This window comes from Pectinatus haikarae, assembly GCF_050916305.1.
Taxonomy (GTDB): domain Bacteria; phylum Bacillota; class Negativicutes; order Selenomonadales; family Selenomonadaceae; genus Pectinatus; species Pectinatus haikarae.
This window is the reverse complement of the sequence record NZ_CP116940.1, coordinates 373,290-392,043: the sequence shown is the minus strand read 5'-3', so window position 1 is coordinate 392,043 and position 18,754 is coordinate 373,290. Positions and strand designations below refer to the sequence as shown.

Annotated in this window: 23 protein-coding genes and 1 tRNA gene; 1 reads left to right on the top strand and 23 read right to left on the bottom strand. The window is 42.5% G+C overall.

The window, feature by feature from the left end; genetic code table 11:
• Positions 1-9 precede the first annotated feature (9 nt).
• A tRNA-Ala gene (locus tag NXG61_RS01970) sits at positions 10-85 on the top strand.
• 193 nt (positions 86-278) lie between these two features.
• Here NXG61_RS01970 and NXG61_RS01965 read toward each other — a convergent pair.
• The 23 genes from NXG61_RS01965 to NXG61_RS01855 all read right to left on the bottom strand — a co-directional run bounded on the left by NXG61_RS01965 (position 279) and on the right by NXG61_RS01855 (position 18,754).
• Complete coding sequence (locus tag NXG61_RS01965; protein WP_307224205.1) at positions 279-896, bottom strand: hypothetical protein; 618 nt, start codon at positions 894-896, stop codon at positions 279-281.
• An 11-nt stretch (positions 897-907) separates the two neighbouring features.
• The gene (locus NXG61_RS01960) at positions 908-1,216 is read right to left on the bottom strand and encodes a hypothetical protein (RefSeq protein WP_307224207.1); all 309 of its coding nucleotides are present in this window, start codon (positions 1,214-1,216) and stop codon (positions 908-910) included.
• A 21-nt stretch (positions 1,217-1,237) separates the two neighbouring features.
• Positions 1,238-1,831, bottom strand: coding sequence for a GH25 family lysozyme (locus NXG61_RS01955; RefSeq protein ID WP_307224209.1), 594 nt, complete (start codon positions 1,829-1,831; stop codon positions 1,238-1,240).
• Entirely contained in the window at positions 1,809-2,015 is a 207-nt protein-coding gene (locus NXG61_RS01950; RefSeq protein ID WP_196603419.1) for a hypothetical protein, read from the bottom strand. Before NXG61_RS01950 ends, NXG61_RS01955 begins: the two co-directional genes overlap by 23 nt.
• The gene (locus tag NXG61_RS01945; RefSeq protein ID WP_196603420.1) at positions 1,996-2,256 is read right to left on the bottom strand and encodes a hypothetical protein; all 261 of its coding nucleotides are present in this window, start codon (positions 2,254-2,256) and stop codon (positions 1,996-1,998) included. Before NXG61_RS01945 ends, NXG61_RS01950 begins: the two co-directional genes overlap by 20 nt.
• A gap of 35 nt (positions 2,257-2,291) precedes the next feature.
• A complete protein-coding gene (locus NXG61_RS01940) occupies positions 2,292-2,531 on the bottom strand; it encodes a hypothetical protein (protein WP_307224212.1) in 240 nt (79 codons plus the stop codon).
• A gap of 80 nt (positions 2,532-2,611) precedes the next feature.
• Complete coding sequence (locus tag NXG61_RS01935; protein WP_307224214.1) at positions 2,612-2,917, bottom strand: hypothetical protein; 306 nt, start codon at positions 2,915-2,917, stop codon at positions 2,612-2,614.
• 11 nt (positions 2,918-2,928) lie between these two features.
• Positions 2,929-3,726, bottom strand: coding sequence for a phage tail protein (locus tag NXG61_RS01930; protein WP_307224216.1), 798 nt, complete (start codon positions 3,724-3,726; stop codon positions 2,929-2,931).
• Position 3,727: 1 nt separating this feature from the next.
• Positions 3,728-7,432 carry a TipJ family phage tail tip protein gene (gpJ, locus tag NXG61_RS01925; protein ID WP_307224217.1) on the bottom strand — a complete coding sequence of 1,235 codons (3,705 nt, stop codon included), beginning with the start codon at positions 7,430-7,432 and terminating at the stop codon, positions 3,728-3,730.
• Entirely contained in the window at positions 7,429-7,812 is a 384-nt protein-coding gene (locus tag NXG61_RS01920) for a C40 family peptidase (protein ID WP_307224219.1), read from the bottom strand. Before NXG61_RS01920 ends, gpJ begins: the two co-directional genes overlap by 4 nt.
• Positions 7,813-7,823: 11 nt before the next feature.
• Positions 7,824-8,414 (bottom strand): DUF1833 family protein, encoded by a 591-nt coding sequence (locus tag NXG61_RS01915; RefSeq protein WP_307224221.1) that lies wholly within the window; start codon positions 8,412-8,414, stop codon positions 7,824-7,826.
• Between the two features lie 3 nt (positions 8,415-8,417).
• Entirely contained in the window at positions 8,418-8,777 is a 360-nt protein-coding gene (locus NXG61_RS01910) for a hypothetical protein (protein WP_307224223.1), read from the bottom strand.
• A 4-nt stretch (positions 8,778-8,781) separates the two neighbouring features.
• Positions 8,782-12,618, bottom strand: a complete 3,837-nt coding sequence (locus NXG61_RS01905; RefSeq protein WP_307224225.1) for a lytic transglycosylase domain-containing protein — start codon at positions 12,616-12,618, stop codon at positions 8,782-8,784.
• A 2-nt stretch (positions 12,619-12,620) separates the two neighbouring features.
• A complete protein-coding gene (locus NXG61_RS01900; RefSeq protein WP_307224227.1) occupies positions 12,621-12,881 on the bottom strand; it encodes a hypothetical protein in 261 nt (86 codons plus the stop codon).
• A 59-nt stretch (positions 12,882-12,940) separates the two neighbouring features.
• Positions 12,941-13,321 (bottom strand): hypothetical protein, encoded by a 381-nt coding sequence (locus NXG61_RS01895; protein ID WP_307224229.1) that lies wholly within the window; start codon positions 13,319-13,321, stop codon positions 12,941-12,943.
• 16 nt (positions 13,322-13,337) lie between these two features.
• Positions 13,338-14,060 (bottom strand): phage tail tube protein, encoded by a 723-nt coding sequence (locus NXG61_RS01890; protein ID WP_307224231.1) that lies wholly within the window; start codon positions 14,058-14,060, stop codon positions 13,338-13,340.
• A 14-nt stretch (positions 14,061-14,074) separates the two neighbouring features.
• The gene (locus NXG61_RS01885; RefSeq protein ID WP_307224233.1) at positions 14,075-14,476 is read right to left on the bottom strand and encodes a DUF3168 domain-containing protein; all 402 of its coding nucleotides are present in this window, start codon (positions 14,474-14,476) and stop codon (positions 14,075-14,077) included.
• On the bottom strand, positions 14,473-14,913 hold the full coding sequence (locus NXG61_RS01880; RefSeq protein WP_307224235.1) for an HK97-gp10 family putative phage morphogenesis protein: 441 nt from the start codon (positions 14,911-14,913) through the stop codon (positions 14,473-14,475). The genes NXG61_RS01885 and NXG61_RS01880 overlap by 4 nt, the downstream gene beginning before the upstream one ends.
• The gene (locus NXG61_RS01875; protein WP_307224237.1) at positions 14,913-15,230 is read right to left on the bottom strand and encodes a head-tail adaptor protein; all 318 of its coding nucleotides are present in this window, start codon (positions 15,228-15,230) and stop codon (positions 14,913-14,915) included. The genes NXG61_RS01880 and NXG61_RS01875 overlap by 1 nt, the downstream gene beginning before the upstream one ends.
• On the bottom strand, positions 15,227-15,517 hold the full coding sequence (locus NXG61_RS01870; RefSeq protein ID WP_307224239.1) for a head-tail connector protein: 291 nt from the start codon (positions 15,515-15,517) through the stop codon (positions 15,227-15,229). The genes NXG61_RS01875 and NXG61_RS01870 overlap by 4 nt, the downstream gene beginning before the upstream one ends.
• Positions 15,518-15,526: 9 nt before the next feature.
• The gene (locus tag NXG61_RS01865; RefSeq protein WP_307224240.1) at positions 15,527-16,705 is read right to left on the bottom strand and encodes a phage major capsid protein; all 1,179 of its coding nucleotides are present in this window, start codon (positions 16,703-16,705) and stop codon (positions 15,527-15,529) included.
• Positions 16,706-16,721: 16 nt separating this feature from the next.
• The gene (locus tag NXG61_RS01860; protein WP_307224242.1) at positions 16,722-17,504 is read right to left on the bottom strand and encodes a head maturation protease, ClpP-related; all 783 of its coding nucleotides are present in this window, start codon (positions 17,502-17,504) and stop codon (positions 16,722-16,724) included.
• Entirely contained in the window at positions 17,501-18,754 is a 1,254-nt protein-coding gene (locus NXG61_RS01855; RefSeq protein WP_307224244.1) for a phage portal protein, read from the bottom strand. The genes NXG61_RS01860 and NXG61_RS01855 overlap by 4 nt, the downstream gene beginning before the upstream one ends.

Here is an 18,754-nt window from a genome sequence, read left to right as displayed (position 1 = left end):
ATTTAATATGGGGACGTAGCTCAGTTGGGAGAGTGCTTGAATGGCATTCAAGAGGTCGAGGGTTCGATCCCCTTCGTCTCCACCATTGTAAATAAAGGATTGTGGCAATTTGGGCACAGACATTCAAGTATAATATGGGCACAAATCGGGCACAACTTCATAGAATAATGATAGGCAGTATCTAATACGAAGATATTGCTTATTTTTTTTTATAAATTATTTTAAAAATAAAAAAAGCCCTCAGCACTGGTTTTATGCCAATGTTGAGGGCTTTTTCGTTACCACGTATATTCTAATTTCACAATCGTCGCCTTGTCATCAAAATTATAATCAACACCAACACCGAGATACTTGCCATCTTTCGTAATTTTCTTTGCGACAGAATAACCAATTTCTTTCGGGCTCGGATTATCTATCGCTTTCGGTGCGTAGCTGACCGTATGAAGGATTTTTTTGTAAGCTTGAACATTATACTGGTTCAGGCTTATTTGCGTGTCCTGCGGTAATTTGGAGGTGTCTACCGTTTCGGTCGGGTTGGATGGCTCTGTCACGATTGCAAAGTCGGCTCCGGCTTTTTCCTGTGCAGTTTTTTCGGCTGCCGGTGCTTCGCTTGCTGTCGTGTAGACAATGTATTGCGGCTGTTGACCGGACGATACAATATATTTTATTTCTTTAGCGGCTTCCTGCGCTTGACCAGTAGATATAGGCACCTGTGCATTGCTGGCAGCCTGCTCGACACCAGCCGGTGTTTCCGCTTGCTGTTGCGATTCATTTGTCACCGGCTTGGCCGGGTGCAAATGTTCATATATGAAATATGCGCTGATACCTAAAATAACAGCGGCCAGCGCACCTACGATGATCTTCTTATGATTTTTTATAAAGCTGATACCAGCCATATCACCACTCCTTACATAGTCAGTCGGACCGCAATGTAGATCAATGCTGCGATCTTGGCATAATTAAATATGTCCGCCTTATGATCGTCCCACCAGCTTGTAACATCTGTCTCTGCTGTCGTAATAGCTTCTGAAGCTTCAGTTTTGAGCTGCGCTTCCTTAGTCTTTATCTTTTCTTCAATGTTATTTATTTCTGCGGTGAAAAGATTTTCTCCCTTTGCTTTCAGGTCCGTAATTGCAGCCTGCATGTTTGTAATATCAGCCTTTATCGCTGCTTCATCTTCTGTCACCGTTTGCGTGGTCGTGGTTTCGTTTGCCATTTTTAAAACTCCCTTTCAAAATTACTCATAATATTCGCTTGCGTCATAAGGCAATTCATCACTGTAACGGTCTGTATACTGCCATATCTTTACGATGCGTTCAGGATGTTCAATCTGAAAGCTGTTCTCATGATAGCCGTATTGCGCTGGCCAGATCGGCACATAATCCGGCAGACAAGTTAGATCAATCTGATTAGATAACCAGTTATAAGAACTGTACAGCCCAACATAGCCATAACCAGCCGCGTTTAGCGCTGTGATAAACGCAGTAATTGGATATACAACATTTCGCGGACCAGATAACATGCTGTCATCTTCCGCGTCGTACCAGATGCCCAATTCCGGATTTTTACCGTCCAGATAAGTTTTTATCCACGCGTCAACCTGCGCTGCTTCGACTTTTGCGGTATCAACATTAGCAGCATGACCATAATAATACACGCCATATTTTAAGCCATGAGCGACTGCATTGTTGACGTGATCAATAAACATATCATCAAGCTTTGAGCGCTCGCCTATTTTCAAGATGACGCCGCCGATGCCGGCATCGGCAATCGCTTGCCAGTTTACATTTTCCTGCCATGCGGACAGATCAATAATTTTCATAGTCAACATTTACCTCCGTTTTAAAAATTTCCCCGTTACCGCCTAAGTCAACGGTATGCCCGTCAAAAGTTGCACCAGGGAACGTGTTGATAATACTTTCGTTAGGATTATGGCTTTCTTTAAAAATCTGCTGTATTTTGTCCAGTTCATCTGCTGCGATATCTGCTCCGGCCTTAGTTACTGTTATTATCATTTTTATCTTTCCTTTCATACGGTTTATCGCCGTCACTACTGTTTTTCCAGCTGTCCATGATGTATTTAACCATAGCCAATACTCCCGCACCTCCCAAGGTCGTAAAGCCATCCCAACATGACTTTATATCAAACTTTGTCCCGTACAGAGCATTGGCAAAATAACCAACGGACCAAAACAAAAACAGGAGCATGAACGCCCCCGTTATTGCTTCAATCATATACTTTTGTATATTTTTCAAGCTCTCACTCCTTTCCTAGATACCGATTTTTGAGATCACCGCCTTTCCGTAATCGACTCCTCAAGATGATCAATACGATGATGAGCCGACTTCGTACTCTCTTCAACTTTTACAAGCCGCAGGTCCATCATTTGTGATCTTTCACCGAGCTTTTCAACACTTTTATCAAGTTTCTGGATAGAAACATTAAGCGGCCTGAGGATAAAATAACTAAATACACAGCCAATAAAAGTCATGACTATTGTTGACTGTACCATCACTTGTAACCATTCCAAGCAATCACCACCTCATTTATTGCATAAAAATAGCCGCTCTATGGCGGCAGGAAGATCGTATTTTCATAATCATTTTCCTCTCAGGTACTTGTTGGATTTGTTGCTGTAGATGTATCTGTCGTATCAGGATTCCTCTTTTTTTGAGCATCAATTATTGTCTGTACTGAATCAATACAGGTATCAAGATTAGACTGTGCGGTATATGCTTGTATTTCAGAATCAAGGACATATTGTTCTAATGTTCTATTATATAGAACAAATTCATGTGAAAAAGAAGGACAATTAGCATAATCTAGCTTGAAATTCTCCAATGTGTCAATATAATCTATATTATTTTTTGCAATAGATATCTGTCCGTTTTCCAACTGAAATAGTTCTTGCGACATATTATCACCTTTCAATATTTAATAATGTAGTTGACTACTATATAAGGCGGCATATTATTATGTGCTGCACCTGAACCATTGTTTGCGATCGTCACATTGTGTGTATGCGTACCAGCGTACTGACAACCAGTTTCCTCCCAATCCGATCCACCAATACCCGCCTTAGCTTGCGCACTAGCAGTTCCTGCATTATCTGCATAGATAAGGCTATGTCTATGGTTGCCTTGTGCATCAGTGGTTGCAGTATGACCATGGGATGGCATCTCGGCAGTAGTCAATATATGAGTTTTTTCTCCGCCGTTTTTGCCCAAGGTAGCAAAATCAGAATCAGCAGAATTAAGGCCGACGCCCACCCTGCTTCGTCGATCGGGCAGATTGAAAGTTGTTGAGCCGTCGCCAGTTCCAAATTTAGTGCCTAAAAGCGCAAATAAATTTACATATGTTGTCCGGCTCACCGCAGAACCATTGCACAGCAGGTATCCGGCAGGAGCTGTGTCGCCATAATATTCATGTCCTGCTCCGACAGGAACCGTTTGGATATCTGGTTTTCTTAAATCTTTTATTGTCCAAGTAACTGTACCGTCTACTACCGTTTGTCCGGCAGCCGGCCATTCCGGTTCGCTGTTGCCCGTTGTACCCGATACAGTACATTCCGCGTAAAGCATGCAGTTTGCGGTCACGCTGTGACTTTTTACCGTATCGCCGACGGCGGGTATTGCACCCGGTTCCCAAAAATTGAGTGTTGCCAGCAGAGCAGTTAAATTACTGATGCCCTGCTCCGGTCCCATACCAATATTAAAATCTATCAAGTTAATACCCCCTTATATCCGCTCTTATGAGCATGCCTGCCATGTTATTGCCGCTATCATCCAGTATTTCAAGATCAAATCCATCTGCGTCTAAATTTGACATGCGCCAGGTGGCCTGTTTGCTGTTCAAGTCTGATGTAAATAATGCTACACTGCTTGGCACGGTAAAGAATTTCTGTTTAAAAGATATATGTTTTATGGCCGCGGGCACTTCAATATTTTCGATGATCTCTTCGGTGTCGGGAACATCAATATCTGTTTCAGCCCCAGATATTTTTAGCTGATTTAATCCCGAAAGTGACTGCCCAGCCAAGCGTATTTGAATATATCTGCCATAAAACTGCCTGTGTGTGGATGATATCCAGTCAGACCATGCTTTGCCATCTACACTCGTTCGGTAATCCTGTGTAATTACGATATCATCGCCAGCATTGCTTTTCAGTTTTATTGACATGAATGTACTTGCCAAGTATTTTACATCTATCGGTGTCCATGGGCCATTACCGAACATATCACCGAATTTTGCTAAGGTTTCGATTGTCTCGTTGCTTTTTACGTACAGCACGCCCCATTGATCAATCCAAAAACAGGCTGTATCTACTATATTCGGGCCTAAATCAATAATAGGTACATATGCTGTGCAAATTTTTGAAAAGCTAAGCTGTTTGAATATATCCGAGAAAAATTCCAGAGAACCTATCGGGACACTGTCGCTGAATGCATTCAAAGCACCGAATTGATCCATATACATATTGGTTATATTCCAGTCTGCCAGATTTTCAGTCCGCTGAAATATAATGTTTTTAGTCGGCAAATTAATCACGTTGACAGTTGCCTTTGTGGCATTTAGGGAATAATTACCGCTATTGTCGACCGCTTTAATCCAAAAAGTTTGAGTGCCTTCGTTCAGAGCTTCAAATTTATAAGAGTTTCCGGTAAAGGTTCCGACTATTGTCGATGTCGTCCAGGTTACTCCTGTGCGCAGTTCATAATAATTTATATCCGGATCATCATTTTCTATAATTGATGCTGTCAGATATTCTCCTGATTGGATTATATACAGCTTACTTATATCCTGCGGTGGAGCATCTTTGCCAGTGATATATACTGAAACCGTCTGGCCTTTTGAAACAATGCCATCTTTTACCGTATAAACATGCACATAATAAGTTATATAGGTCTTAACATTTTCTATTATGCATTTCATGTCATTTGTCGTTTTGGCGGTCTGGTAGGATACGCCATTTTCTGATAAACCTACAACAAATTCATCTACCGACTGACCTCTTTGCAGTGACCACGACACGTTTATGTTTGATATTGTAGTACCGTCACGCTGCATATAAGTTTCTTCGGCGGCCGAAAGGCTGTCTACTTCCGGCTGTGAATTAGGCGGCGTATAGTCAATCACCGGATACTTAGAGTAATCAAGGCTGTCGCTATATACTGCTTCATCATACTCGACTGCCTTTATATTACACAGTTGATCACCGTCACGGCTGATATTGATAACTCTGAACGGTTTTACCGCTTTTTCCGTTTCACCTAGGCAATACACATCATATTGCTGCGGTTTTTCGTCAGAGCTGAAAGGAACCTGAATTTCAAGCAAATTCGTTGTTGCATCCTGACTAACAATGCTTTTTTTGACTATTGTATCATCATAGCGCTGTATTATTATTTCATATAATAAAGCAGATGACAGAGTTATTTCTTTATCAAGCTGAATAGTATTATCACTTACAGCAACTATTCTGCCTGATGCTATGCCGATCTGGCTGACCGCATGATTAAATCCGATAATGTCGCCAAACTCTGATACCATAGCATTTATATCTGCGCTGAATTCAATATCCTGCAGCTGCCGTTCATTTGTTGCCAATGATCTTATTGCTTCGCGCCATGCCTGTGAACGTCTTGCCACACCAAACAGCGTCAGATCGGTTGTATTATCCTGGTCAGAATCATTCCATGTCTGTGACCTTGTCAGAAACTGAGTATTTTTAAAATCATTATCGATATCGTTATAGGTGACATTAATTTCTTTTGCGCGTTCATCAAGAGATGTAAAGCTGCCTTTCACCGATGATACAGTCGTCCTGCCTTCACCGAAAATCTGGCATACGGTTCCCGGTTTGTCAACAACAATACCAATATCATTGCCATGTGATAATATAGTCGCATGGCCCACGGTTGCGGCTTTTTGTGCTTGTGTAATTCTTTTTTCGGATGTATCGAAAAATGCATCGAATTCAAAGCGTTTTTCCTGTTCACCATCGTTATTTAAAATCATTTCATCAGCATAGGCAGCAGCATCCACCCATTGGTCCCAATATTTTATCAGCCGGCTTTTATCAATGCCCTCAACGACATATTCATAGCTGCCCGTATTGATATTTTTCAGGTAGTAGCATTGATGCAGAATGTCATAGGCCGCCCAGATAGGATTTTTAGCAGATCTTTGTTCGTAAACCCCGCTATCTGGGTTAAAGACCCATACATTATTGCGTACCTGCCGCCAATTAACTGACGGTACACCGCCCGACAATTGATTTGTTGCAAGTATTCTGAGCGCAACAAGCACTTTCCCCTGCCGGCAGTATTTGCCATTTTCATAGCTCGTTAAAAGCGCCCAGCGCGTTATAGTGCTCGCTCTGCTTGATGTATCGCGGCTGATCATTTCGGCCCTGATTTCATATTGCGCTTCCGGCAGTCCATCTATACGAATTGACTGAGCAACAAGTGAACTCTGCGCCGCAGTAATTGACCAGGAAGCATTCCAGCTATTCCATGCAGTTGTACCTTTTTGCCTGTACATAAGGGCAATTGTCACGGTCGTCGATGTATAGCTGCCATCGTCATTTATTTTAAATAAGCCGCCTGACCATTCCATTGTCACTTCAAGCGATACAGCTTTTTCACTGTTTGTTGTCTGAATAAGCGGGCTGCTGCCAAGTTCGAGACTTACCGACTGATCAATAGGATTATTGTTAAAAAATGATATAGAATCCTGATCATTCGTGCCGAGCTTTGTCTCGATCTGGACATCAGTATAATTGCCAATATCATTATTTCCGATGCGGATATTTTTTATTTCATCAACAGGTCCTATTCCACCGCAAAGAAGCAAATTAAGATATTGCTGGCTGTTTACAGTTTCAACATGCTGCGTAAGAACCTGTGCCTGCGGAATGCATTCGCCGAAGGTTATGCCCATGACATTTCCTTCTGCCGCCGTAGGCGTTGGGATATCCCAACCATATGTTTGAGTAGTGTCGCTGTTATTTATTGTTGCGGCTGCCGATTTCTGCGGGAAAACTGAATTTATTAATCTGCCGCCCAGATACATAACGGCACCAGACGCTAAAATTGCGCCTAAATGTCCAGCAGCAAAAAAGCCAACGTTACCAACGGCCCAACCACCAGCAGCTATATTGCCTGTATAAGCGATAAGTGCAATAGTTGCCACGTAGCCTAATATTTTGCCGAGTCCGCCGCCCCCGCCGATATGCTGAGTAACTATGATCTGGGTATTATCTTTTATTATTTTACGCTTTTCCGGCTGCTTTATAAGCTCTCCATTAACGACAAAAATATCTGCATCAGGATAATATTCTTTTACCGTTTTTCCTGCAACAAATTCTTCCCGTCGTATTGCTTTGAAATGCGGTTCAAAGGGATTTTTGACAATTATTATTTCTATCATCGCAACCACCCCGGAACATAGAAACCGGCTATATGGGATTGCCATTTCGGCAATCGATCGATAACAACACCAGTTCTGCGGTATGCATGGATAAATTTATTATTATCAATACATACTCCAACATGATCTGCCCAGCCGCCACAGACAAGCTTTATGACAACAAGTGCATATTCTTCCGGCTTATTTAATTTTTTCCACAGCGGTTTATTTTTCGTCAGGGCATCGGTTATTCGGTTTGTGGCCATTGCCGATATATTAAATTCCGGCAGGTCTATACCTTTGCGATAATATATTTCTTTTGCCAGTCCCCAGCAGTCAAGGCCCGTTTTATCCCGCCCGCCGTCTTTAAATGGTATGCCGATAAGATCATCATACTGCATTATTATCCCTCCTAGCTGCCACTTTCAACACCCGGCTCTCCGCCAAAACGTGACGCAATCCTGCATGTCGACAGAGTGCCATTGCAAGCGCTTGCCGACCCAGCATAACCACAACGCACGGATTTAAACTTCCAGCGACAAAAATCACGATTATATTTGTTCGGCGGATACTGCCATGCAAAATCCTTGTCGCTGGTCAGAGCGAATGTTACCCAGTTTTCATCATACTGCGTCATATTATTGCTCAAAGTGATTGAAAACTCCGGCGTAGTATTGCCTAAATGAGCTGCATGAATAATATATATAGTTACTGTTGCATCAACAAAGCCGCCGTATTTTTGAATGTATGTCTGTATGACACCGCTGATATTGCTTACTTTAAGGTTAAGAGAGGGAACTTCTTTGCCATCCTGCGTTATGCTGTCTATCTCGATTGGGAACTTATACCATGCCTGGCCGTTCCAGCTGACGTCTTCAGTATTGCGTGCAAGCCTGATCGGCTCTGTCAGTGAACTATGCTCAACCTGTACCAGCAGCAAAAAAGGCATATCGTTGGCGAGTTTGTTTTTTTCTATTATGCCGGCAAGTGACCATATCTGCATTTTTTACACCTCTTCGAATTTAAGCGTCCCCTGCCAGCCGGCGGGGTGATTATGCTGAAAAGAAAAATCTCCCGAAAATCTTACAACGTAGGATTGCCCGTCAATCGGATTTATCCACGAAAAAGAAGCAAACTTCCCGACCTGTTGCCAAAAAGCTTTTAATAACACATAATCATCATCGGATAAAGCTACCCATGAAAAAGACCACGTACTTATCATTTTTGTTGTACGCGGCCTTGTTATTTTATAATTTGCATCAGTAGTCGTGCTGATCGTGCTGTCTGCCATGCTTTCGGTAAAGCTTTCGCTGCAATTAGATGCAGATGATATATTAGGCGCGGCTATTTCAGGAAAAGTATTCATTTTATCACCTCGATGACAGCAGCGTTTTCAGACTGCTCGCTGAATTATTTACGTTTCGCTGCACACCATCAACAACGAAATTCAAAACTGTTTTTTGCAGGCTGTCGTCATAAGAACTGCTTTGCATCTGCACGTTTGAATTTGTATTATTGACGATATTTACCTGTACACCGCCCCCGCCGCCAATTAATCCATTACTGGGAAGCGGCACAACAGCTTCGCTTACGCCCGGTTTTTCTCCAATTAAAGCCAGCGTCGGGGCAGACACTATACCACCATTTGCCAACGCAGGAACAGAGGTCATAAGGTCGGTCATGTCTTCCGGGTTAGTGACATCTGTTGTCCACGATGCTGACATAGCTGTTGATACACCGAAAGCTGTTGATACCACTCCCAGCAGTGAGTTCGTTATTTGTGCCGAAGCTCTTTGTGCCACTATGTTTGCAATGGCATTAAGAACTGATTTCTCGAAATCATGAACAACATCTATTGCTGAATGAGTACCAGTTATAAAATCTGACATAGACGATGACATCGAACTGTAAAATGAACTTGCTGAACTCGCTAAATTATTGTAAATAGAACTGTGAGCATCATCCCAAAGTGTTACATATTCTTTAGCAAGAGCTTTTTGTCCATCAATATCAAGATCATTTTTTTCTGCCTGCGGATTATTTGTAAGTTCTTCAATTATTTTCCTGTAATCGCCTTCATCCTCAAGCGCCTGCATCCTTTTTTCATGTGACTGCTTGATTGCTTCATCGTATTTTTTCTGAGCTGCTAAAAGTTGAGCATTTGCCCATTCTTCGACAGCGACTTTAGCAACCGCATCATTCTGATCTTCGGCTATTGCTTTTAATTTTTCTTTACGCTCATCTGCCAATTTACGTAGTGCCGTTTGATATTCGACATCGGCGGCAGCAGCATAATCATCGTTTACGGCAGCCAATGTGCTTTTAGTATCTTCTTTGACTTCGGACCATGATTTTTTCCAGGCATCAACGACCTTTGTTTTCATTACGGTTTCATACTCATTGAGTTCTGTCTTCAGACCGTCGACATTTACACCTGCGGCCTGCAGCTTTGCTATTTCACCACTTTTTTGCGCTACGTCTGCAACAACTTTACTCATGCCCTGCTGATAAGTCGTTGCGGTTTCGCCATAAATTCCCTCCTGCATAGAATTCATTAGTGACGTTGCTTCCTGCTGTGCCTTTTTTAAATCTTCAAGCTTTTTTTGAATATTTTGCTGATTATTTTTTTCTGTCCCGTTGGCAAAGTACGTTGACGATGAATTATAAAGCCCCATTACTTTTGCAACATAATTTTGCGTTTCTTCGTAAGGAGGAACATCTCCATATTTTTCAACAGCACCGCCGCCGGCATTATATCCTGCCGCTGCTAATCTGTAATCACCATATTTTTGATACAGACCTGCTGCATACTGCGCTGAACCCATTATGTTTTCATCTGGATCATATGGATTAGAGACTCCAAGGCCTGCCGCAGTGTCCGGCATTAGCTGCCCGAGTCCTATTGCACCCGCTGATGATACAGCGTTTTGATCTCCGTTACTTTCCGTTAAAATTATTGATGCTAAAAAATTAGGATCGATGCCATATGTATTTGCCGCATATTCAATTTCATTTGCATATGGCTTTAATTGGTCAGTTTCAAGCAGCGAATAATGTAAAACCTCAGGTGCTTTTTGCTTTTTTTCTTTTGGAGTTTTTTCACCAATATTGTTAATATCTGCAAATTGCGATGCCAGTGCTTGCTGTTGAGCATCTATGTCAGCCTGCTTTCTTTCTGCCTCTTGCTGTGCTGCCCACGCTTTGCCTTGATCAGTATCAAGCCATCTTTCCCCAGCCGCCTGGTCAAGCTGAGAAACTGTATCTTCATCCGTCACCTCTACAGTTTTTTGTGCATTTGCAGTATAACCGCCTGTTTTAGGATCATAAACCGTATAGCCGGCATCGTTGTCATCTTCCTGTGTAGTCCACGAATTTGTATCCTTATTCCAGAAATATTTTTTATCATTGAGATCATAAGTATTATTGCGATTTTCCGTATCTTTTTGTTGTTTCCATTCATACATTTTGTAGATAGCATAACCAATTGCGGCAGCTACGCCTAACCAGCCGCCGGCTAACGCCCATACTAATGATGTCAGTCTTGTAACAGCTGTTGCAGCACTGTCTGTTGCCACAACGGTTTTTGTCCCGGCAGCAACAGCCGCATCACCTGCAAGCGCCGTTTTTGCACCTAAAGCTTCCTGTTCTATAGCTGCTGCCTGAGTAGCGGCTGTGCTTTCCGTCTGTGCCGCTACTGCCTTTTCTCCTGCGGCTATTGCCTGTATTCCTACCAGATCAATTGATTCGCCTAATTCCACCTCAACTATTCTTGCCGCTTCAGCTGATTCTGCTATAGCTGCATTGGCTTCAACTGCAGCTGCAGAGGCAATTTTTGCGGAATCCGCCTTTACTGCTTCTGATTCAGCAACACGTTCATTTGCACTGATAACAAGGTTTGCACTTTCAGCTGTCCCCGCGTTGACCGCAGCTACTTTTGCCGCGGCTTCAGTAGCGGCGATCTGAACGCTCGCAAATCCTGCTGTCTGTTTTTCTGCACTTGCAGCATTTTCAGTATTCATCGCCTGATAAGCTGCAGTCATATCAGTTGTTATTTTTTCAGCCATGATGGCAGTTCTCTGCTCTATCTCAACGCAACTTTTGGTAACCAGAGCCGCTTTTTCTTCCTCTGATATCTGCATCGCCATGACCGTTTGCTGCATAGTTTTCTTTTCTTTTTCAGCAGCCTGATCAAGTAAGCGTGTGCGTTTATCAATACTTTTTTGCTGAGATGCACTTATTACCGCGTCACCTGCCACACTGGTACCAGTAGATGCAGGTTTTGTCTGCGCCCAGACATCTGATACCTTGCTGCTTATTGAGCTGACAGCCTGGAATGTTTTATAGATGGCAACAAGTTCCAGTAAGTCTTTTGATAAATCAATAATCTCTGTTTTATTTGCTGCAACATATTTCGCCGTTTCAGCCAATCCCGCAATAATTGGGGGAAATAATTCTGCTGCAATCGGTGCGAATACAGCTCCGCCAACAAGCTCTAACTGTCCTGCCTGCATTTTGAGTACGTCCAACTGCTGCGATATCTTGTGCATCTGCTCAACATCAAGACCTATCCCCTTTACCTTTGCAGCATTTTCAGCCGCTTCGGTATAGTTTTGCAGAGTTTTCGTAAGTGTCATACCACGAACACCAAGGGTGTTCATGATAAATTCCTGCCCGTATCCTGCATCGCTGGCAAGTTTATAGCCCTGTGCAAGATTTTTAAGCTGCTCATTGAGCGGCAGGAGCTTGCCGCTTGAATCCTGCATTGACACACCAACGGCTTTTAAAGTAGCCTGCGCCTTTTTCCCTTCTGTACTGTTAGATACAAGATTTTTATCAAAACGCAGGAAAGCGCTTGCTGCTGTCTGAACGTCAGCACCGGTAAGTTTCAATATCCTTGACATTTCAACAGCTTCGGCATTTGTTATATGCAGTCTGTTGGACAATTGATAGACATTTTCTCCTGCATCGACTGCACTTTGTACTATACTTGATAAGCCAAAACCACCTGCGGTAACTGCCGCAAGTCCGGCAAATTTTGTTATAAGTGCACTGACGCTGCTCGTAGTTCCGGTTAGCGCATTTTGCATTTCATTGACAGGATTGACATTAAAGGCTTGTTTTATTTCCGTCTGGGATTTATCAAGTTCTTTTGACAGTCCAGACGAATCAGCGCCTATTTTTACCATCAGTTCGGATATTACTGACATATTTATTTCCTTTCCGGCTCCCGCAGACCAAATTCTTTTAGCAGAATGTTTCTGTCTTCAGCAGCCTTTTTTAATTGATCTTCTTTACTCTCATGAAGCGGTTTCATTATTTGCTGCACCGTTACCGGTTCTTTCAGGTGCGGAGCAATAAGCCATGAGGTAAAATATGCACGTTTGAAATCATTTTCTTTTTCTCTTGCCTCATATCCATCAATAAGCTTATAAAATTCATGCGGCTGCAAGTTTTCGAATTGAGTCGGCAATAAATTAAGCGGTCCGTATGCTATTCTTTCAGACCGCTCAATCCAATGTGCAAATGATCTTATTTTTTGCTCTCGTACACCACTTCCGGGGGCGTTTCCTTCACCCCCGGAATAAAAAGCCCGGTTTCATTTATTGCTGTGATTATTTTTGCATTCAGGCGATCAAGTGTACCACCGTTGTCACAAAATTCCTGAATAATATCATAGGCTTGTTCTATGTCTATCCCTTTATCGTCCACAATGCCGTTTTGCAGTGCCGCAGTGGTGACATTGATATCAAGCTGCTGTACTAATCCCCTCGGACCTGCTGCAAACAAAGATGTGATTGATTTACCTATTGCCCTTTCCATTCTTGCAAGCGATTTTATATTAAAACATAGCTCATATTTTTTGATTGGCTTATCGGCTTTACCGATTACAATATCTACACTGTTTTTCATTATTTATTCCTCTTTTTTATGCACTTATAGTAATAGTTAAGGTAAATGCCGTGGTGTCAGTAGCCACGGCAAGAACTACATCACCGTTGCTTTGTGCATCGAGATAAGACTGCTTAATTGTCAGCGTGCCGCTGCTATAGCTGTAATCAGTGCCAGCCGTAAGTGTAGTGCTGCCGTTTTTAACAGTGCTTACCGCTGTTGTCGACGGTGAAATAGTAAACACAGCATCAGCAGGAGCAGCTTTGCTAAATGCAGCGGTTGTTTTATCAATAGTCGCTGCCGTGATAAGTTCAGAGATCGGTCCGTTGCCTTCGAGTGTTATTTTCACTGTGCCTATCGCATCATGGGCATTGTCGTCATTGTACTCAGTGATATAGGCCCAGCCTGTACGGTAAGAACCATTTTTATAAGCAATTTTTACATGCGCTTGTTTATCATTTATAAAGCAGTAATCGATCATCTGTAAGGCTTCATCACTCATGATCTGCAAGCCGCTGTAGTCTATCGACCAGCTTTTGAGTCCCGGCACGGTTGAACCCCAGCCGCCGGAGGTTTTATGCGATGCGTCAAGTGTATTTGCTTTTCTGCTAAGTGGAGTGTTCCTCTGCCCGCCAATGATAAGCCAATCGGGAACATCAACAGCTCCCTTGTTCAAATAGAGCAGTGTATCTTTGCCTGCCTCGGCTACGGATACGTTCGGGTTATCCGGTAAATTATTCAATTCCTGATCTGTTAACATATTTTTTCCTCATTTCATTTCTTTTGCAATTTAAAGATCGCCGTTAGTACGCCATGATATCCATACGTCTCTTCCGGGAATGTTTCAACAAAATCAACATCGCAGTCAATAACGGTATAACCTTCTACTTCAAGTTCCCGTCCTTTTGCTGTGATAAGCACCGATACATCATTCAGAATACTATTTACAACTTCCTTGTCATTATTGCCGGCCCATATATCTATCTGCATTGATGCATTCCAGATTACGGCATTTTTTACGCCGGCATTTTTGAAGTTTATCGCACCTATTGTCATATACGGTAATGACGTTTTTTCCGACACATTACCATATATAGGCTTATCCTGTCCTGTTTTGATAAGGGCAAACACCGCTTTTTGCAACGGCACAAGCGGTATATCCTTAATAATAATCATTGCAGTACCTTCTTAATGCTTTCCTCAATGCCCGGACGTTCTTTATCCATTGCCGGACGCAGGAAAGGTTTTTTCGGCATTGCCCCATTATTTATATAGCCCCTTACAAAACGGCCGTTTATCAGCATTGCCTTTCGTCGTACTGGATATACAAGACGTTTTCTACTGCCAAACTCGACAAGATGTGAATGCGGTGCAGTAGATTTTACAACACCGCTTGCATAGCTGTAATTGGTATTCGTTTCCATTTTGATGCCCTTTTTCAGATTACCTGTTGCCGACATTGGGGCATTTCTGATCGCCTGTTCAAAAACCGCGGTAGTTCCATTTTTAATGGCTGCTTTGATTTTTCCCTGCGTTGCGATATCGTATTTTTCAATCTGAGCTGTTGCCTTAAATACACCTTCTTCGATATTAGCATATATAAATCGCGGCATTACGGATCGACCTCCTTTGTTGTCAGTATAATTTCCCCTGGGGTTGATGTATCGACATGCAGCACCTTATAGGTATGCTCACCTTCAATAATTTTCCAGCCTTTTTCAATATTACGGGGACGTATGCGCATACCCTGCGTTGTCTCGACTGTTTCACCGCTGCCGATCATTGCCGTTGGAACAATCCTGACTCGTAAAAACTCCGCCCAAATATCACCGTCAGAGGTAAAGCTTATCGGCTCACCAAAGCCTTCATCTGCTCCGCCCGATACCGGTTTCATAATTTTTATTCTATGCGACATTTTATTTATTTTCATGAGCTGCTCCAATACTGCATTTGCGTAATTAGTGTTCTTATCGCATAACCATAATCTTTTGCTCCGTCCTGCGTTGAATTACGGTTTTCATACATTTCTGTGATAATGGCCAATTGTGCAATTTTTGCCTTTGCCGCAAAACCGCTGTCGGTTATATTTGTTGCATAATCTGTCACAGCGTCCTTTAAATATGACTCGGACGCTGCAATAAGATTATTTATTAAATCATCCTCAACAGTGCTGTCAACACGCAAATAAAGCTTTGCTTCATCAAGTGTCACGCTCATAATGTCACCTTAAGCGCCAACATCAAGTTTTAGGTAAGTCATTGCCGCGGAATCCACTTCCTGCACGTCAAAGCGTTCTATTGCCCTGACAAAAGTTGCATTTTTAGTAAATCCGGCTTCAGTAGACACCGCAATTTCAATTCCCACACGGTCAAAAAAGTGTATCAAGTCAGACATAGAACCGACAACAAACGGAGCAAGAGTTTTGCCGGCTTCGGTAGTGGTGTCATTAGCTAAAAGCGTATCCTTCAGCATGACGATACGGCGCCCTTTGAAAAGATACTGCGTGGGATCGGCAAGACTGGCAGTAAGCAGCGGACGTTTATTGCTGTCTGTCAGCTGGTCAAGATAATCGTATCCCGTCTGGTTTGTAAAAATAGTCGCACCTGCGGATATCGCGGGATCTAAAGTTTTGTTTAACGCTGTCTGAATCGACTTATAACCGGTTGTCGGTACCGTTGCAGTAAGAGCATTGATAATGGCCAGTATCTGCGCGTTTTCCGTATTGATCGCTTTTCTGGCGAAACGCTGGCCGATAACAGACATAAGATCAATATCCACATCTTCGAGCAGCTGGTTTGCTATGGGGATAATATCGCCATAATCCTTCACCGCATATTTTATTTGCGCAAAGTCCAGATCGCTCTGTGCTATTTCGTTGAGTTCTTCAAAGTTAGTCAGGGTACCGTCTTCTTCACCTATCGTCGGCTGCTGTCCGTTGCGGCTGCCGGCAGCTCTTATCGTGCAGAAGCTTTTCAGCGCAGTATAGGAGCGTCGGAATTCCAAAAGCTGGGCAAACTGTTCAGTCGGTATCAGATAGCCGCCTTTTGCCGGAGTCGCACCAACCTGTCCTGGAGTTCCTGCGGCATTAACAATTTTATCTACTACGCTTTTTTCTTCATCGGTCAAAGTCCGGTTAAATACCTGACCAAACACGAGCTTGTTAAATGTGCGGTTGATAAGCTTTTTGTCGTTTTTATCGGCAATTGTGTTTATCGGTGTCATGCCCTGCGTGAAATTACTGAAATCACTGTCCTCCATTGCTTTTACGGTATTATATTCCCGGACAAGGTCTGTCAACTCTTTTGCCTTAGCCGCGGCATCGTCAAATTTCTCTGCTGACTGCAATGTTTCAATTTCAGCACGTACCTGTGTGATCTGATTCTTGATTTCATCGGATTTTTTCATGTTTTATACCTCTTTTTTATAATATTTGAGCCATTGCCAGGGCAACAGCTATGTCATTTTTCTGCCTTTTGAGCTTATATTCTGCCAGTTTTTCAATGCTTTTATCATTGTTTTCCGGCTGTTTTACAGGTTTTTTCGGCATATTTTCAGCTACAAATTTGATATTTTCCGGTATATTGCCGATATTTTCAGGGAGTTTACCGACACAGGCCACCATCTGCAGTGCATCTGTCGTTTTTATATTAAATATCTGTGCTGCATCTTCACCGGTAAGCCAGGTCGTTTTATTAACCATCTCATGTATTTGATCAGCGGTAATGCCTTTTTGGGCATTACTAACATACAAAGATTCCATACCTTTTTGGATAGTATCGAGAGTATCCGCTGCTTGTAAAAGCTCATCAGCATTACCGGCTGTCGACATCATTGGTTTATGGATCATGAGATAGGCATTTTTAGGCATTTGTTTATTATCGCAGGCAAAAAATATCTGCGTTGCTATACTTGCGGCGACTCCATCAACAATGGCAGTGGTTTCCCCATCATGGCGCTTTAACATATTAGCTATGGCCACACCCGCAAATACGGTACCTCCGGGGCTGTTTATATAAACATTAAGACTTTTCCCCTTCAATTGATCCAGTTGATTTTTTACATCAACTGGAAACACAAATCCTGCCGTATCATCATCGCCAAACAACTTAACCATATTCTTACTCATATCATCCATTATCTGGCCGGTGACATATAAATCCGCCGATGTATCAGTCACGTTTTTAATTTCAAAACCTTTCATCATTTGCCATCTTCACCCCCTTTCGGTATAGCCTTATTTTTATAAGCGCTGCCTAAATCCTGCAGCTTTACATAGCTGCCGTTGGCAATGATCACATTGCCGTCTTTATCCGGCGGCATGCCCGCATAGCGACGTGCTTCGTTGACTGAATAGACGCTGCCGGCCACATATTTATTAAGCATATCCGCCTGGGATGCCGGATCACCGCGCAGTATCACGCTGACATTAAATTCATAACCGAGTCCCTGCTGTAGTTCCTTTGTCGTCAGCAGCTTGCGGTTTAGCTCCTGCTCATAAAGCGTGATGTTATAAAGCAGCGTATCAACGTAAAAAGTCAAGTTCTGCATAGAGCTGTTTGCATAACTTGACTTATCGTAATTATTTAAGTGGTTTGGCATAATGCCAAAGGCTGCGGCCACCTGCAGGCTCGAAAACTTTTTTAACTCGTAAAACTGGCTATCCGTAAGTTTTAATTCCAATGGCACTATATCCCAATTTGGCGGCAGCGGTATAATTCTGTCTGTGCGTTGTCCAGCTAATTCGGTTAATTGGGCAATAACATTTTGCATGCTTTTTTTATCTAAATCACCAGTATATTTAACGACGGCATTTGCCGTCAATCCTTTTTGGTAAAGGTCATTTAAAAAACGCTGCGACGCTTTATTGCCTTGCATGTATGACGCCAATATTTCTCTGACGCTTTTACCGGCAAACCCGTTTCTGCCCAGTTTCCAGCTTTTTACATGTATTACATCATCCGGGTAAAACCAGTAACTTTGCCCGCTCACGCTGTCAGTATAAAAATAATAATATTGTCTTTGAGTAAACTGGCTTGTATTGTTAACCCATATCTGCACCATGCGCGGATCAAGGATATATAACCCTTCCATACTTCCGTCCGGATTACGGTTAATGTAAGCATAGCCGTTACCGTAATGATTCCGACAGTATTCGAGGGATGTGAAAAACTGTGCCGGTGTTAAAACGGCATTTGGCTGCACATTCAGATATTGATAAGTGTTATGGTCCGTTATCCTGTTTTTGTCGCTGTCTTTTAAGGCAATAGGCATTTTTCCCAGCGATTCAGACAGCTTTTTCATGCATATAAAATAGGTTATCTCTGATATATCCGGTCCGTCGGTGCCGATACGATTATTAAAAAATAAAGCATTTACATCAGAAAGAGTAAAACCGCCCGAATCATTTTTGATATTTGATCTAAACGCACCGACCATTTTATTTAAAAATGACAC

Bases quoted from the DNA above. Each gene is read 5' to 3' on its own strand.
- NXG61_RS01965 (WP_307224205.1), bottom strand. From the start codon at position 896: ATGGCTGGTATCAGCTTTATAAAAAATCATAAGAAGATCATCGTAGGT.
- NXG61_RS01960 (WP_307224207.1), bottom strand. From the start codon at position 1,216: ATGGCAAACGAAACCACGACCACGCAAACGGTGACAGAAGATGAAGCA.
- NXG61_RS01955 (WP_307224209.1), bottom strand. From the start codon at position 1,831: ATGTTGACTATGAAAATTATTGATCTGTCCGCATGGCAGGAAAATGTA.
- NXG61_RS01950 (WP_196603419.1), bottom strand. From the start codon at position 2,015: ATGATAATAACAGTAACTAAGGCCGGAGCAGATATCGCAGCAGATGAA.
- NXG61_RS01935 (WP_307224214.1), bottom strand. From the start codon at position 2,917: ATGTCGCAAGAACTATTTCAGTTGGAAAACGGACAGATATCTATTGCA.
- gpJ (WP_307224217.1), bottom strand. From the start codon at position 7,432: ATGATAGAAATAATAATTGTCAAAAATCCCTTTGAACCGCATTTCAAA.
- NXG61_RS01920 (WP_307224219.1), bottom strand. From the start codon at position 7,812: ATGCAGTATGATGATCTTATCGGCATACCATTTAAAGACGGCGGGCGG.
- NXG61_RS01915 (WP_307224221.1), bottom strand. From the start codon at position 8,414: ATGCAGATATGGTCACTTGCCGGCATAATAGAAAAAAACAAACTCGCC.
- NXG61_RS01910 (WP_307224223.1), bottom strand. From the start codon at position 8,777: ATGAATACTTTTCCTGAAATAGCCGCGCCTAATATATCATCTGCATCT.
- NXG61_RS01905 (WP_307224225.1), bottom strand. From the start codon at position 12,618: ATGTCAGTAATATCCGAACTGATGGTAAAAATAGGCGCTGATTCGTCT.
- NXG61_RS01895 (WP_307224229.1), bottom strand. From the start codon at position 13,321: ATGAAAAACAGTGTAGATATTGTAATCGGTAAAGCCGATAAGCCAATC.
- NXG61_RS01890 (WP_307224231.1), bottom strand. From the start codon at position 14,060: ATGTTAACAGATCAGGAATTGAATAATTTACCGGATAACCCGAACGTA.
- NXG61_RS01885 (WP_307224233.1), bottom strand. From the start codon at position 14,476: ATGATTATTATTAAGGATATACCGCTTGTGCCGTTGCAAAAAGCGGTG.
- NXG61_RS01880 (WP_307224235.1), bottom strand. From the start codon at position 14,913: ATGCCGCGATTTATATATGCTAATATCGAAGAAGGTGTATTTAAGGCA.
- NXG61_RS01875 (WP_307224237.1), bottom strand. From the start codon at position 15,230: ATGAAAATAAATAAAATGTCGCATAGAATAAAAATTATGAAACCGGTA.
- NXG61_RS01870 (WP_307224239.1), bottom strand. From the start codon at position 15,517: ATGAGCGTGACACTTGATGAAGCAAAGCTTTATTTGCGTGTTGACAGC.
- NXG61_RS01865 (WP_307224240.1), bottom strand. From the start codon at position 16,705: ATGAAAAAATCCGATGAAATCAAGAATCAGATCACACAGGTACGTGCT.
- NXG61_RS01860 (WP_307224242.1), bottom strand. From the start codon at position 17,504: ATGATGAAAGGTTTTGAAATTAAAAACGTGACTGATACATCGGCGGAT.